The sequence below is a fragment of the Blastococcus sp. TBT05-19 genome, assembly GCF_003319095.1.
In the GTDB taxonomy this organism is placed as follows: Bacteria; Actinomycetota; Actinomycetes; order Mycobacteriales; family Geodermatophilaceae; genus Blastococcus.
In genome coordinates this window covers 1,081,996-1,097,107 of the sequence record NZ_QOHI01000001.1, presented here as the reverse complement: position 1 = coordinate 1,097,107, position 15,112 = coordinate 1,081,996, and the positions used below count along the sequence as shown (strand labels likewise).

General features: G+C 74.1%; 10 protein-coding genes and 1 pseudogene. 4 read left to right on the top strand and 7 right to left on the bottom strand.

Annotation, left to right across the window (positions count from 1 at the left end):
* Positions 1-24 precede the first annotated feature (24 nt).
* On the top strand, positions 25-783 hold the full coding sequence (locus DQ244_RS05365; RefSeq protein ID WP_113810340.1) for a GAF and ANTAR domain-containing protein: 759 nt from the start codon (positions 25-27) through the stop codon (positions 781-783).
* A gap of 82 nt (positions 784-865) precedes the next feature.
* Here the strand turns inward: DQ244_RS05365 and DQ244_RS05360 are convergent, their stop codons facing one another.
* Both DQ244_RS05360 and DQ244_RS05355 read right to left on the bottom strand, forming a co-directional pair.
* Entirely contained in the window at positions 866-2,959 is a 2,094-nt protein-coding gene (locus DQ244_RS05360) for a bifunctional diguanylate cyclase/phosphodiesterase (RefSeq protein WP_113810339.1), read from the bottom strand.
* A gap of 139 nt (positions 2,960-3,098) precedes the next feature.
* Positions 3,099-3,740 carry a TetR/AcrR family transcriptional regulator gene (locus tag DQ244_RS05355; protein WP_113810338.1) on the bottom strand — a complete coding sequence of 214 codons (642 nt, stop codon included), beginning with the start codon at positions 3,738-3,740 and terminating at the stop codon, positions 3,099-3,101.
* A 65-nt stretch (positions 3,741-3,805) separates the two neighbouring features.
* On the opposite strand from DQ244_RS05355, the gene DQ244_RS05350 reads away from it, so the two are divergent.
* Together DQ244_RS05350 and DQ244_RS05345 are read left to right on the top strand one after the other, a co-directional pair.
* Positions 3,806-4,846, top strand: coding sequence for an agmatine/peptidylarginine deiminase (locus DQ244_RS05350; RefSeq protein ID WP_113810337.1), 1,041 nt, complete (start codon positions 3,806-3,808; stop codon positions 4,844-4,846).
* On the top strand, positions 4,843-6,573 hold the full coding sequence (locus DQ244_RS05345) for an amidase (RefSeq protein ID WP_113810336.1): 1,731 nt from the start codon (positions 4,843-4,845) through the stop codon (positions 6,571-6,573). Before DQ244_RS05350 ends, DQ244_RS05345 begins: the two co-directional genes overlap by 4 nt.
* Positions 6,574-6,628: 55 nt before the next feature.
* Here the strand turns inward: DQ244_RS05345 and DQ244_RS19825 are convergent, their stop codons facing one another.
* Together DQ244_RS19825 and DQ244_RS05335 are read right to left on the bottom strand one after the other, a co-directional pair.
* Positions 6,629-6,844, bottom strand: a complete 216-nt coding sequence (locus DQ244_RS19825; protein WP_233491181.1) for a UBP-type zinc finger domain-containing protein — start codon at positions 6,842-6,844, stop codon at positions 6,629-6,631.
* Positions 6,742-8,664: a cation:proton antiporter gene (locus DQ244_RS05335; protein ID WP_158544470.1), complete on the bottom strand. Its 1,923-nt coding sequence runs from the start codon at positions 8,662-8,664 to the stop codon at positions 6,742-6,744. The genes DQ244_RS19825 and DQ244_RS05335 overlap by 103 nt, the downstream gene beginning before the upstream one ends.
* A 121-nt stretch (positions 8,665-8,785) precedes the next feature.
* On the opposite strand from DQ244_RS05335, the gene DQ244_RS05330 reads away from it, so the two are divergent.
* Positions 8,786-10,357, top strand: coding sequence for an MFS transporter (locus DQ244_RS05330; protein ID WP_113810676.1), 1,572 nt, complete (start codon positions 8,786-8,788; stop codon positions 10,355-10,357).
* Between the two features lie 9 nt (positions 10,358-10,366).
* Here the strand turns inward: DQ244_RS05330 and DQ244_RS20220 are convergent.
* From DQ244_RS20220 to DQ244_RS05315, 3 genes and pseudogenes are all read right to left on the bottom strand, one after another.
* A pseudogene (locus DQ244_RS20220) lies at positions 10,367-12,076 on the bottom strand (FAD-dependent oxidoreductase); the annotation flags it as partial.
* Between the two features lie 346 nt (positions 12,077-12,422).
* Positions 12,423-13,403: a sigma-70 family RNA polymerase sigma factor gene (locus tag DQ244_RS05320; RefSeq protein ID WP_113810333.1), complete on the bottom strand. Its 981-nt coding sequence runs from the start codon at positions 13,401-13,403 to the stop codon at positions 12,423-12,425.
* A 73-nt stretch (positions 13,404-13,476) separates the two neighbouring features.
* Complete coding sequence (locus DQ244_RS05315) at positions 13,477-15,087, bottom strand: hypothetical protein (RefSeq protein WP_113810332.1); 1,611 nt, start codon at positions 15,085-15,087, stop codon at positions 13,477-13,479.
* Between the last annotated feature and the right edge of the window lie 25 nt (positions 15,088-15,112).

The following is a 15,112-nucleotide window of genomic DNA, read 5'->3' as shown; positions in this document are numbered from 1 at the left end:
ATCTCGTGAGCAGGGGCGGACAGCATGTCGGACACTCCAGCGACGGGCGACTCGGCGCTGATGAGGCGGCTGGGCGGGCAGTTCGAGGAGCTGACCCACCTGCTGTCGCAGAGCCACTCGGGCACGTTGGACCCCGACCGGATCGTGCACGTCGCCGGGCAGGCGGTGGCGCACAGCGAGGACTGCGCTCTCACCCTCATCGAGGCACGGCGGCGGCCGAGGACGATCAGCTCGGCCGGTGAGATCTCCCCACGCGTGGACGAGCTGCAGTACGAGGCGGGGGAAGGCCCGTGCCTGGAAGCCTCCGAGACGGCCGACTTCGTGCACGTGGACGACCTGGCCCACGAGCCGCGGTGGCCAGGCTTCGCCGATCGCTGCGTGCGGGACACCGGCGTCCGCAGCATGTTCAGCGTGCGTCTGCCGCTGAGCGGGTCGGACACGGCGGCGTTGAACTTCTACGCCCGCAGCCCGGGCGCTTTTGACGACCTGGACATCGGGGTCGGCGCGATCTTCGCCCCCTTCGCGGCGCTGGCCGTCCAGGCCGCCCTCCACCAGCAACAGACGACGAACCTGGAGACGGCGCTGCAGTCCTCCCGGCAGATCGGCACCGCGATCGGGATCCTGATGGCCCGGGAGCTGATGACCGCCGACCAGGCGTTCGCGCAGCTGACCAGCGCGAGCCAGCACCTCAACCGCAAGCTGCGGGACATCGCCGACGAGGTGGCGACGACGGGCGAGCTGCCGACCGCTGCGGACCGCTCACGGCGGCGCGACGCCCGCTGAGCCCGACCCGACGCGCAGCTCGTCGCCCGCGGGCGCCGGTGCCCGGAGCCCCGGCGTCGAGCAGGGCCGGGAGCCGGGGGGGTCACACCCGGACGGCCGCGTCCGGGTGCTCGCCGACCAGGTCGGACAGGATCCTGGTGATCTCGGCCGCGCCGGCCGGCCGGGCCAGGTGGAAGCCCTGTCCCAGCGTGCACCCGAGCGCTCCGAGCGCGTCGAGCTGGTGGGCGGTCTCGATGCCCTCGGCTACCGGCTGGAGGCCGAGCACGCGGGCCAGGTCGATGATGCCGGCGGCCACCGCCTGCCCCCGCGGCTGGTCGATCTGCTCGATCAGGGAACGGTCGAGCTTGAGCAGGTCCACGGGGAAGCGCGGCAGGTAGCTCAGCGACGAGTAGCCGGTGCCGAAGTCGTCGACGGCGAGCTGGACGCCCATCTCCTTCAGCTCGAACAGGCGGCTCACCTCGGCGCTGAGGTCCTCGACGAGCATGCTCTCGGTGATCTCGAGGACCAGCCGGCCGGCCGGGATGCGGTGCCGGACCAGGGTGCGGGCGACCAGGGCCGGGAACTCCTCGTCGGCCAACTGGCGGGCGGAGACGTTGACGCTCATCTGCAGCGTGTCATCGCCGAGCAGGTCGTACCACTCGCGCAGCTGGCGGCAGGCCTCGTCGAGGGCCCAGGCACCGAGGGGCCCGATGAGACCGGTCCGCTCGGCCAACGAGATGAACGAGCCCGGCGGGACCAGCCCGAAGGTGGGGTGCTCCCAGCGCATGAGGGCCTCGACCCCCACGACGGCCTGCCCGTCGAGGGCGTGCACCGGCTGGTAGTGCAGGACGAACTCGTCGCGCTGCAGCGCGCGGGGCAGGTCGGTCGCCAGCCGCATGCGGTCCTCGAGGGCGTCGTGCGATGCGGCGTCGTGGAGGCAGACCGCGTCCTTGCCGCCGTTCTTGGCCCCGTACATGGCCAGGTCGGCGTGGCGCAGCAGGTCCTCGGCCGCGCCCGCCGGGCCGGAGGCCGTGGCGACGCCGATGCTGGCGGTGACGAACAGCTCCTGGTCGGCGTGCTGGATCGCCGGGCGGAGGGCTGTGCGTACGCGCTCGGCCACCGCCTGCCCCTCGGGCGCGTCGCCCGGGACGACGACGGCGAACTCGTCGCCGCCCAGGCGGACCGCCAGGTCGCCCTCGCGCAGGACCGTGCGCAGGCGGTCGGCGATGACCCGCAGGACCTCGTCGCCGACGGAGTGCCCGAGCGTGTCGTTGATCGTCTTGAAACCGTCGAGGTCGATCAGCAGGAGCGAGACCGCGTCGCCGGCGTCGAGGGTCGCCTCGAGGTGCTCGGCCAGCCGCAGACGGTTGGGCAGGCCGGTGAGCGCGTCGGATCGCGCGGACCGGGAGAGGTGTTGCTGCTGGCTCTCGAGGTCGCGGGCCATGGCGTTGAACGTGCGCGCCAGCGCACCGAACTCGTCCTCCCGCAGCACCGGGACGCGGTGCGACAGCGTTCCGTCACCCAGGGCGTGGGCGGCCTCGCGGAAGGCGCCGAGCGGGGCGAGCACCGTGCGGGTGAGGCGGAGGGCACCGGCCAGGGCGATGAGCAGTCCGAGGGCGACGACCCCGAGGATCCAGCCCAGGACCTGCTCCTGCGCCTCGCGGGCCTCGGCGTACTCGCCGAGGATGTCGGCCTCGGCCAGCGCCTCGGCGGCGCTGAGCGAGGCCACCGCCGCACCGACGTGGCGGCTCGCCTCGTCCAGCCGCTGGAGCACCGCGGTCCGCTCCGCGGGGTTCGCGGCCGCGGCGCCCGCGAGCGCTGCATCGAGGGCCGCCACGGCGCGCTGGGCGTGTTCCTGCGCTGCCGCCGTGTCGTCCCCCTCCTCGGTCAGGGCGTCGTCGGCGAGGTCGGCGAAGCCGGCGTCGAGCCGGTCCCGGCTGGCCTGGTAGGCCCCGCGGGCATCGGCCGTGCGGGGCAGGAGGACGGCCCGGAAGCCGGTCCGTTCGACCTCCAGCACCAGCGTCTGCAACCGGGCGAGAGGCAGCGCCTCCTCGGTCGCCTCCTCCGCGGTCTCGGCGAAGCCGTCCATCGTGAGATCCAGCCCGGCCACCGCCGTGCCGGAGACCACCAGCAGCGGGAGCATCATGGCCGCGATACCGGCGCCCATCCGGGCGCGGACCGTGAGTGATCGGGACATCGGAGACCTTCTGACGACGAGCGGACGTCAGAGGTGTCGGCAGTCACGGCTCACACCTTGAGCACCGGGTGCACCCGAAGGGGAGCTGACGCCGGTCCACCGCCGGCGCGGCGCATCCTCGGGGGCCGCCTCCGGGTGGTCAACCGGTCCCGGCCTCCGCCGTCCGGGCCAGCGACCCCGCGTCGAGCCCGAGGAGCGCCTCGGCTGCTCGCCTCGCGGCGGTCTCCTGCGCGGCGGGGGCTCCCCACCGGACCAGCGCGTGCGCGTTGAGGCCGTCGACCATCGCCAGGAGGTGCCACGCGGCCCCGGCCGGGTCGTCGCACCGGAACACCGACGCCTCCACGCCCTCGTCGATGACGTCGCGGATGAGCGCCTGCCAGTTGTCCATCTGCCGCCGGACGGCGTCGGCGAGGGCCTCGTTGCGCCGACCGGCCGACCACGCCTGCACCCAGACGAGCGTGACGTCGTGGCGGGACCCGCCCAGGAGGGTCTCGATCAAGCCGGCGATCCTGGCGAGCGGATCGGGCATGGCCTCCAGCAGTGCAGCGACCTCGTCCAGCTCGTCGCCGACGATGGCCTCGAAGGTCTCCGCGACCAGCTCGTCCATGCTGCCGACGTAGTGCGCGACGAGGGCCGGGGCGATCGAGGCCTGCCCGGCCACCGCCCGCTGCGTCACCGACTGCAGCCCCTCCTCCAGGGCCATCGCTCTGGCCGCGACCGCGATCTCGGCGCGTCGACCGTCAGGTGTCTTGCGGATCCGGGTGCGCTGCGTTGACTGCATTCCTGCCCGTTCTGTAGCGTCCGGCCTGTTGACCGCTTGGTCAATAGGAGACCACGAGGACGACGATGACCTGGCGGATGCCATCGGAGACAGCGCACCACACCCGCACCTGGATGGCCTTTCCCCGCGCTGGCCTCACCCTGGGCGAGGGAACGGCCGAACGCGAGGAGTGCTACGCGGCCTGGACGGCCGTGGCCCACGCCATCACGGAGTTCGAGCCGGTCACGATGGTCGTCGACCCCACGGAGACGGCCCGTGCGCGACGGATGCTCGGCGACGCCGTGGAGCTGGTCGAGGCACCGCTCGACGAGTTCTGGATGCGCGACCTCGGCCCGACCTTCGTCGTCGACGACGACCGCCCCGACGTCCTGGGCGCCGTCGGATGGGTGTTCAACGGCTGGGGTGACAAGGACTGGGCCGAGTGGGAGAAGTCCGCCGAGATCGCCGCGCTGATCAGCGGGCTGCTGGGGGCCGAGTACGTCAGCTCCGTCCTGGTCAACGAAGGCGGCGGCATCCACGTCGACGGCGAGGGGACGGTGCTGCTGACCGACACCGTGCAGCTGGACCCGCGCCGCAACCCCTACGCCACCAAGAGCCGGGTGGAGGCGGAGATGCGCCGGACGCTCGGCGCGACCCACGCCGTCTGGTTGCCGCGCGGGCTCACCCGGGACTACGACGACTTCGGCACGAACGGCCACGTCGACATCGTCGCGACGATCCCCTCCCCCGGTCGCGTGCTCCTGCACGACCAGACCGACCCGGGTCACCCGGACTTCGCCGTGAGCGCCCAGCTCCGCCGGTTGCTCGCCGAGCAGACCGACGCGGCGGGACGGCCCTTCGAGATCGTCGACCTGCCGGCGCCCCGGACGCTCCGCGACGACACGGGCTTCGTGGACTGGAGCTACGTCAACCACCTCGTCGTCAACGGCGGCGTCATCGCCTGCGGCTTCGGTGAGGAGCAGGCGGACGCCAGGGCCCGCGACATCCTCGCCGACGCCTACCCCGGCCGCCGCGTGGTCACCGTCGACGCCCGTCCGATCTTCTCCCGGGGCGGCGGGATCCACTGCATCACCCAGCAGCAGCCGAGCCTCGGGGAGGCCCGGTGATCGACGTCGTCGAGGCCTCCATCGCGGCCCTGCGGGACGCCCTCGCCGCCGGGAGGACGACCAGCGTCGAGCTGGTCCGGAGCTACCTCGCCAGGATCGAGGCCTACGACTCCCCCGGGTCCGACACCGCGCTCAACGCCGTGGTCGTGCTCAACCCGGACGCGCTCGCCGAGGCCGAGGAGTCCGACGCCCGCCGCCGCGAGGGGCGCCTGCGGGGGCCGCTCGACGGGATCCCGTACACGGCCAAGGACAGCTACCTGGTCAGGGGCCTGTCGGCCGCCGCGGGCAGCCCGGCCTTCGCCGACCTGGTCGCGCAGCGCGACGCGTTCACCATCGAGCGCCTGCGCCGCGGCGGTGCCGTCTGCCTCGGCCTGACGAACATGCCGCCCATGGCGAACGGCGGCATGCAGCGCGGCCTCTACGGTCGCGCCGAGAGCCCCTACAACGCGGAGTACCTGACCGCCCCCTTCGCCTCCGGCTCGTCGAACGGCTCGGGCACCGCGACAGCGGCGAGCTTCGCCGCCTTCGGCCTGGGTGAGGAGACCTGGTCCAGCGGGCGCGGTCCGGCGTCGAACAACGGCCTCTGCGCGTACACGCCGTCGCGCGGCGTCATCTCGGTCAGGGGCAACTGGCCGCTGGTCCCGACGATGGACGTCGTGGTGCCGCACACCCGCACCATGGCCGACCTCCTCGAGGTGCTCGACGTGGTCGTGGCCGACGACCCCGACACGCGCGGTGACTTCTGGCGCGCGCAGCCGTGGATCCCGCTGCCGCCCGCGTCCGAGCTCCGTCCCGCCTCGTACCTCGACCTGCAGCCGGCGGACCGCCCCTCGGCCGAGCGACGTCTCGACGGCCGTCGCTTCGGGGTCCCCCGCATGTACGTGAACGCCGACCCGGATGCCGGGACCGGCACGGCGCCGGGCATCGGCGGGCCGACGGGCCGCCGGATCGAGACCCGGGAGTCGGTGATCGCTCTCTGGCAGGCGGCTCGCGACGACCTGGTGGCCGCCGGCGCCACGGTGGTGGAGGTCGACTTCCCCGTCGTCAGCCGGTACGAGGGCGACCGCGACGGCGCGCCCACGATCTCGACCCGCGGCATCGTCTCCCCCGCGTTCCTCGAGCGCGAGCTCCTCGACCTCTCCGCCTGGGCCTGGGACGACTTCCTGCGGGCGAACGGCGACCCGCGGTTGTCCGGCCTGGCAGCCGTCGACGGCAGCCGGATCTCCCCGCAGCCCGAGGGCGCGCTCCCGGACCGGTACGTCGGCTTCGACGACGACATCGCCGCGTACCCGGCGCACGTCCGGGACCACCCCGTCGACGACCTGACGGAGATCCCCGAGCTCGAGGCCGGCCTGCGGGGCCTCGAGGAGACCCGGCGCATCGATCTCGAGGAGTGGATGGACTCCCTCGGCCTGGACGCCGTGGTCTTCCCCGCGGTGGCGGACGTCGGCCCCGCGGACATGGACGTGGACGAGGCATCTGCCGACCTCGGCTGGCGCAACGGTGTCTGGGTCGCCAACGGCAACCTGGTCGTGCGCCACCTCGGGATCCCCACGGTCACGGTGCCCATGGGGACGATGCCCGACATCGGGATGCCGGTCGGGCTCACCTTCGCCGGACGTGGCTACGACGACACCGCGCTGCTCTCCCTGGCCGCCGCCTTCGAGCTGCTCCGACCGCGGCGGACCGAACCGGCGCGCACCCCGCGTCTGCCCGGGACCCGGTAGCCCGTCCCGCGCCTCGCGGGGGCTCCGGTCCCTGCCCCGCGGGGCGCGGTGTGCCTCACTGGGACGCGGGCGAGGACTCCGCCTCGGGAGCCGCTCCGGCCGGCGCCGGCACGGTCACGTCGTCGACGAAGCAGTAGCCCCAGCTCTCCCCCGGCTCGGCCGAGGCGATCAGCGGGTGGTCGTCGGCCGCGGCGTGGGCACGCGCGTGCCGGCGCGGCGAGGAGTCGCAGCAGCCGACGTACCCGCAGCCCAGGCAGGTGCGCAGGTGCACCCACTCGGTCCCCTCCTGCAGGCACCCGACGCAGCCCGAGGCCAGGGGCACGACCGGCCGGGACGCCGCGCCGTGCTCGCAGCCGCTGCCCGGCGGCCACGCGTACCGGACCACCCGGGCGGTGTCGACGACGGTGCGGTTGCCCTCCCGGTCGGCGAACCGGTGACCGAGCTCGGCGAGCACCGAGCGCAGCAGCGCCTGACCGGAGAGCCGGTCCGGTCGAGGATGTGGTCGGCGCCCGCGTCGGCCAGCTCGGCGACGTCGACGGCGCCCAGCGGCCGGGCCAGGATCGGCGCGGAGGTGACCGCCCGCGCGGCGGCGACGACCCGCACCGCCTGCTCCGGGTCGTCCTCGGCGACGACGGCGAGCCGGGCGTCGGGCACCCCCGCCGTGCGCAGGATCTCGCCCTTCGTCGGGTCGCCACGCACCACGGTGTGCCCGGCAGCCTCGGCCTGCCGAGCCCCGTCGGGGTTGAGCGTGGTCATGACGACGTCCACGCCGCGGCTGCGCAGGGTGGCCGCCAGCTCGAGCGCGGTGGGGCCCCAGCCGATGAGCGCCACGTGCTCGCGGGGCGTGCCGCCGTCGGCGTCGGAACCGTCGTCCGCGACGGTGCGCCGCCGGTCGATCCGCGCCCCGGCGGCGGCCAGCTGCGGGGTGAGCAGCATGAGCAGGACCGTGGTGGCGACGACGACCTGCGAGCCGTCGTCGCCGAGCCCGAGCGGGGCCAGCCCGGCCGCGGTGCCCACGGTGAGCAGCACGAAGGAGAACTCGCCGACCTGCGCGAGCAGCAGACCGGTGGCGACCGCCGTCCGCAGCGGTATGCGGGCCACGGTGGCGGCGGCCGCGGTGGTGAGCGTCTTGACCAGCAGCACGACGGCCGCGGCGCCCAGCACCAGCGGCAGGTTGGCGAGCATGAACCCGACGTCGAGCAGCATGCCGACGGAGACGAAGAAGACCGCGCTGAACACGATCTGCAGCGGCAGCACCTCGGCGAACGCCTGGCTGCTGGCCCGGCTCTCGCTCACCACCAGCCCGGCGAGGAAGGCGCCGAGGGAGACGCTGACCCCGGCCAGCGCGGTCAGGTAGGCGGTGCCGAAGCAGACGGCGACGATGGCGAGGAGGAACACCTCCGGCGAGCACGTCCGCGCGACGACGTCGAGCAGGGCCGGCATCACCCGGCGGGCGAGCACCAGGACGACGACGATGACCGCGACGGCGGTGAGCAGTGCCCAGAGCAGCGAGCCGCCCCCCGATCCTCCGCCGTCCGCGGAAGGTCCGAGCAGGGGGACGACGAGGACCATGGCGACCACGGCCAGGTCCTGGGCGATGAGCACCGCGAGCGCCAGCCGGCCGCGCACCGCGGAGTTCTCCCGCCGCTCCCCGAGAAGCTTCAGCACGATGGCTGTGGACGACAGCGCGAGCAGGAAGCCGGTGAACAGCCCGTCCCGCCAGTCACCACCGACGAGCAGGGTCAGCCCGAGGCCCGCGCCGGTCGCCATCAGGAGCTGCAGGCCCCCGGCGACGGCGATCCAGGTCCAGACCCGCGCCAGCCGCTCCAGGGAGAACTCGATCCCGATGGTGAACAGCAGCAGGATGACGCCGATGTCCGCGGCGGCCTCCACCGCCTCGCCGTTCTCGACGATGCCGAGCTGCGCAGGACCGATGAGGACGCCGGCCACCAGGAAGCCGACGATCGGCACCACCCGGGCACGGGCCGTCAGGTAGCCGATCACCGCCGCCGCCACGACGAGCGCCGCGGTCGGGCCCAGGTAGCCCGGCACCTCACCGGCTGCGATGACGAGCTGTGTCTCCGGCGCCATGCCCGACATCATGCTCGCCGCACCACCGCGGCCCGCCCCTGGGAATCCCCGCTCGCGGCGCGCGTTGACCGCGGATGGCAGCACGACCAGGCTGTCGGGGACCGGCCGAGGAGGTACGGGCATGACCGCTCCTCCCGCGGGGCTGCGCATGGGCACGGCACAGGCCCGGTGGGTGCTGCTCGCCACCGTTCTCGGCTCGGGCGTGGCCCTGCTCGACGCGACCGTGGTGAACGTGGCCCTGGAGCGCATCGGCGCGGACCTCGACGCCGACTTCTCCGGTCTGCAGTGGACGGTCAACGCCTACACGCTGACCCTCGCCGCGCTGATCCTGCTCGGCGGATCGCTCAGCGACCGGTTCGGCCGACGCCGGGTCTTCATCGTCGGCGTGTGCTGGTTCGCCGCCGCCTCAGCGCTGTGCGGCCTGGCTCCCGACATCGACACGCTGGTGGCCGCGCGCGCCCTCCAGGGCGTCGGCGGAGCACTGCTCACCCCGGGCAGCCTGGCCATCCTGTCGGCGTCCTTCTCCGGGCCCGACCGCGCCGCGGCGGTCGGCGCGTGGTCCGGGCTCTCCGGTGTCGCGGCCGCCGTCGGGCCCTTCGTCGGCGGGTGGCTGGTGGAGTGGAGCTGGCGCGCGGTCTTCCTGGTCAACCTGCCGCTGGCCGCCCTGGTCCTCGCCGTCGCGGCCCGGCACGTGCCCGAGTCCCGGGACCCGGCCGCCGCGCCCCGGCTGGACTGGGCCGGGACGGGGCTGGTCGTCGTCGGGCTCGGCGCGCTGACCTACGCCCTCACCGCCGCCGGGGAGCGGGGGGCGGGGGCGGCGGTGTGGCTGGGCGCCGCCGTCGGCGTCCTCGCCCTGGCCGCGTTCGTCGCGGTGGAGCGGCGCTCCCGGCACCCCCTGGTGCCTCCGGAGCTGTTCGCCGACCGGCAGTTCAGCGCCGCCAACGCCACGACCTTGTTCGTCTACGCCGCGTTGGGCGCGCTCTTCGTGCTGCTGGTCCTGCAGCTGCAAGTGGTCGCCGGGTTCAGCCCGCTGACGGCCGGCACCGCGCTGCTCCCCCTCACGGTGCTGATGCTCCTGTTCTCCGCCCGGGTGGGCGCGCTGGCCCAGCGGATCGGGCCGCGCCTCCTGCTCACCGCGGGGCCGCTCGTGGCCGCCGGCGGGGTGCTGCTCATGCTCCGGATCGGCCCGGAGGCCTCCTACCTGCGCGACGTCCTGCCCGCGGTGACCCTGTTCGGGGCGGGCCTCACCCTGCTGGTCGCCCCGCTGACCGCGACGGTGCTGGACTCCGCCGAGGACCGGTACGCCGGGGTGGCGTCGGGCGTGAACAACGCCGTGGCCCGGGCCGCCGGGCTGCTCGCGGTGGCGGTCGTCCCGGTCGCCGCCGGTCTGGGCGGCGAGGACTACACCGACCCGGCAGCCTTCGGCGCCGGCTTCCGCACCGCGGTGCTGATCCTGGCGGGGCTCCTGGTCGCCGGTGCCCTGGTGTCCTTCGCGTTCGTGCGGCGTCCCCTGGGCGCCGAGGCGCCGGCGGAGACCGGGCGGGTCCCGGTCGAGCGGTGCCTGCACTGCGACGTGAGCGGTCCCGCCGTGCACCCGCCGGACGACCCGACAGCGGAGGGCACCGCGGCCGGCCGCGCGGTGGAGGACGGTGACCAGCGCGTTCCGCAGCCAGTCGCTCGCCGCCTGCGGTGAGGACGGCGCCGACGCGGAGCGAGCGGCGACGACCATGTCGGGGCGCACCAGCAGGACGCCGCCGTCGTCGATCTCGCTGAGCTCGGCCCAGGTGCCGTACGGGTCCTCGAACTCCTGCCCGGGGCCGATCGCGACGGGGGTGATGGTCAGCCCGAGCTCCGGCCCGAGAACCTGCGCCGCCTCGAGCCACGCCTCTCCCCCGATGCCGGTGACCACGGCGAACCGGCCGCGCCCGACCAGGTCGAGGGTCGACACCCGGTGGCCCTCACGCGTCACCCACGTGTGCGGGATATTGGCCCCGGGCCAGGTCGTGGGCTGGGCGTACAGCTCGGGGTCGCGGCGGAACTCCGGCATGGGCGTCCCGTCGCCGAGGACCGCGGACGACGCGTACCGGTGGTTGTGCTCGACGCCGTGGGCGTCGAACTCGTAGGCCTTGTAGGCGATCGCCTCCCGCAGCGCCGCCCGCACCTTCTCGCCCTCCGGACCCGGAGCCTTGCGCAGCGCGAGCTGGGCCTCGAGCTTGTCGACGTCGGTGGTGTCGGTCAGGTCGAGCGCGGTGATGATCTTCCCGGTGTCGGCGATGCTCTGGTTGGCCCGCTCGACGACCTGGCGGGCGACCGGTGCCCGCTCGGCGTCGTAGGTCTCCAGGAGCGCCGGGGAGGCCGCCCCGGAGATCACGGCGGCGAGCTTCCAGGCCAGGTTGTAGGAGTCCTGGATGGAGGTGTTGGAGCCGAGCCCGTTCGTCGGCGGGTGGCGGTGGATCGCGTCGCCGGCGCAGAAGACCCGCCCGCGGGAGATCGTCGTCGCGAAGTGGTGGTTGACGGTCCACGGCGAGCGGGACTTCACCTGCATCTCGAAGTCGTCGGTCCCGACGAGCGCGACCGCCAGCTCCCGGACGACGTCGTCGGTGAGCTCCGGCGGCCCGGCGGCGACCTCGTAGCCCCACATGAGCATCCACTCGGTCCAGGGCTTGATCATGCGCAGCACGCCCAGCCCGACGCCCTCCTTCTCGGCGCCCGGCTGCAGCATCCAGTAGAGGACCGAGGGCCGGTGGGCGACGAACCGGGAGAGGTCGGCCTCGAACACGATGCTCAGCGCCCCGCCCACGGCGCCGGGACCCTCGAAGGGCAGGTCCAGGTCGGCGGCGACCCTGCTGCGGGCGCCGTCCGCGCCGACCAGGTACTTCGACCGGACGACGTACTCGGCACCGGTGAGCCGGTCGCGGACGGTGGTGCTCACGCCCTCGTCGTCCTGCACGTGGGTGACGTACTCGGTGTCGAACCGCACCTGCGCACCGCGCTCCTGGGCGGCCTGGATCAGGACGGGCTCGGTGATCGTCTGCGGGGCGTCGAGCATCGTGCACGGGCTCTGCAGCTCGTAGTCGGCGTGCCGCACGGTGTCGGTGCCCCAGGAGGGGATCCGGCCGAGCTCCTCACCGGCCAGGCTGGTGCAGAACGTCGTGTTCCCCATGTACTCCCAGGGGGTCGCCTCGCGCATGAGCCGGTCCTCCAGGCCCATGTCCCGCATCGCCTCCATGGTGCGCTGGTTGGTGATGTGCGCGCGGGGGGTGTCGGACAGGCGGGAGTACTTGGTGATCAGGAGCGCGGAGGTGCCGTAGGTGGCCAGGAAGAGGACGGCGGAGGCGCCGGCCGGACCGGACCCCACCACCAGCACATCGGTCGTGACGGCGGCGCTCGGGGGCGTGGGCGGAACGGTCATGTCGTCCTCTCGTGGAACCGGCGCGGTCGGGCTCGCGGGGGTAGTTGAGGATTTGACTACTGGCGTCCGGAATGTGTCAAGGGCCACACGGCGTGGCGCGACGGATCCCGGCTCCCCGGACCCGTCGTCGGCGGCCTCTGCGGTCAGCGGGTGAGCGCACCTGACGCCGTCGCCGGATACCGAACCCCCGCGCTGGACGACGGAGACCACCGGCTGGACCGGCACTGCCGGGCCTTCGTCGCGATCTCCCCGTGGCTGACGCTCGCGGCCGCCGGTGGGCGACGGCTTCCCCGACGTCTCGAGGCGGTCGAGGAGGGTCGGCGCGGAGCCGCCCGGACCCCGCCGGTCACATCTCCGTCGGCAGGCCCAGCGCGGCGAACAGCTCGCAGTCGAGGTTCAGGAAGCTGGAGATGTGGGCGATCCGGCCGTCCTCGATCTCCAGCACGTGCAGACCCCACGGCACGTGACCACCGCCCTCCGCGGGGCGGTACTGCGCCACCGCCGGGGTTCCGTTGGCCGAGGTCTGGAGCAGCTTCGAGCCCTTGCAGCCGGCGCCCGGCCCGAGCATCCAGGTGCCGATGTCCTGACGACCCTTCAGCCACATCTCGAACGGCGGCATGTGCTGGGTCGCGTCCTCGTGCAGCAGCTGCACGAACGCGTCGATGTCGTAGCGCTCGAAGGCGTCGAGGTAGCGGGCCAGCAGCGCGCGGTCGTCGGAGTCCAGCGAACGTGGCGCGGGCCGGCCGTCGAGGTCGGCCAGCGTGGCCCGGGCGCGCTGCAGCGCGCTGTTCACCGACGCGACGGTGGTGTCGAGCAGCTGGGCGACCTCCTCGGCCTTCCAGCGCAGCACCTCGCGCAGGATCAGCACCGCCCGCTGGCGCGGGGGCAGGTGCTGGAGCGCCGCGACGAAGGCCAGCCGCACCGACTCCTTGGCCACGGCCTGCTCGGCCGGGTCGCCGTCCTCGGGGATGACCTGCCGGTCGAGCACCGGCTCCACCCACGCCGAGGCCGGCAGGCGGCCGGCCAGCGAGGCCTCGACCGGCGGGTAGGGCGAGCCGGAGAGGTCCATGGGCAGCGCGCGGCGCTGCCGGCCGTTGAGGGAGTCCAGGCAGACGTTCGTCGCGATGCGGTACAGCCAGGAGCGCAGCGCCGACCGGCCCTCGAAGTCGGCGATCCCCCGCCAGGCGCGGACCATCGTCTCCTGCACGGCGTCCTCGGCGTCGAAGACCGAGCCGAGCATGCGGTAGCAGTACCCGGTGAGCTCCCGGCGGTGCTCGAGCAGCCGCGGGTCCAGCTGGTCGATGGGGCCGAGCGCGACGCTGGTCACCTGGAAGCACCTCCGGGGTCGATGTGCCGATCAGCACACCACAGCCCACCGACGGAACGGGAGAGGTCGAGGGCTACTGGTAGCTGATCAGCTGCGGCGTCGGGGAGACCCGGGCGATCGTCTCCGCCGGCGAGAGCATGGGGAGGTCCTCGTCGATGAAGTTCTTCCAGCCCCAGGCCAGCTCCGGCTGGGCCCCGGCCCGCAGCGCCGCCCAGGTGGCCAGCTTGTCCCCCGGCGCTCCCTGGCCGTCCGCGTGGATCATCACCGCGAGCTCGTCGCGGGTCAGGTCGACGCTCTCCCGGCCCGGCAGCATGCGCAGCTGGAACTGGTGCAGGACCAGCAGCTTCTGCGGCAGCGCGTTCTCCCGCGTCAGGTCGGCGAGCCAGGTGATCACCTGGTTGACCTCGTCCACGCCGACCTGACCGATCTCGGTGAGGTGCACCTGATCGGCCCGGAGCCGCCACTCCGGGTCGAGCGCCAGCCCGACGTGCGGCAGTTCCAGCAGCTCCTGGTAGCGCTTCGCCTGGGTGAGGAAGTCGGTGCGCCCGGGCTGCAGGTCGAGGACGACGTACAGCCCCGCCTCGCCCGCGGCCTCGACCCACGGGCGCAGCTGCTCGACCGGCGCCTCGTAGGAGTAGTCGCCGTCCTCCCCCGCGCTGGAGGACGCCACGGTCGCGATGACCTCGAACGCCGGCACCACGGGGGTGTCCACGACCTCCTCGTACGGGGCGGCCACCTCCTGCGCCCGCGTGATGGCGCCGTCGAGGTCCTGCTCCCCCAGCAGTCCGAGCGACGACGTCCCCGGGTGGCCGTAGAGCGCCACGATCAGCCGGCCGGGGAACAGCGTCTGCCCGCCGCCGGGCAGCTGCTCCCCCGTCGCGGCGGTCGCCGTCTTCCAGTCCAGGCCCTCCTCGGCGGCGAAGCCGGCGCCGAGCGCGACGACGGACGCGTTCGGCGCCTCTGCCAGCGCGCTCACGACGTCCGCCGACGCCCGCGGGTCGGTGGTGCCGGTGAGGACCACCTGCGCTCCCGCCGCCCGCGCCGTCGCGATGCCCGCGACCGACTCACCGGTCGCCAGCACGAGCACGTCCTCCAGCGGGTCGGCACGCTCGACCGGGGGCAGCGACCCGTCCACCGACCCACCCGGCGCCGGCTCCTCGCCCCGCAGCGCGACGACGGGATCCCCGGTCAGACCGGCCACGGCCGGCGCGTCGCCGTCGGCCGGCACCTCCTCGTCGCCGGCGAACTCCAGGCCGGTCGCCTGCTCCACGGCCTCGGCGCTCGCCGGGACGGCGAGGACCTCGCGCTCCTCCGCGGTCAACTCCACCTCTCCGACGGCGAGCACGTGCGTCGCGCCGAGGCGCTCGAGCTCGGCGGTCAGCGGCTCGGCGTCCGCTCCCACGACGAGCAGCGGGACGCCGAGACCCACGGCGGCCGAGGAGCCCAGCAGCGTGCCCGCCCGGTCGTCGGCGTCGGCGACGACGGCGACGCCGGACCGCTCGAAGAGGGCGCGGCTCGTGCTGACCGAGGCGGCCGCCGGGTCCTCGTCGGCCACCAGCGTGAGCTGCTCGCCGGGGGCGGAGAGGGTGACGGTCGCGCCGTCGCCCCCGGAGCCGTCGTCGGTACCGGTGCACCCGGCCAGCAGGCCGGCGGTGAGCACGAGCGGCAACGTGCGGGAGCGCACGGGGAGGTCTCCGTTCCTCGGTGGT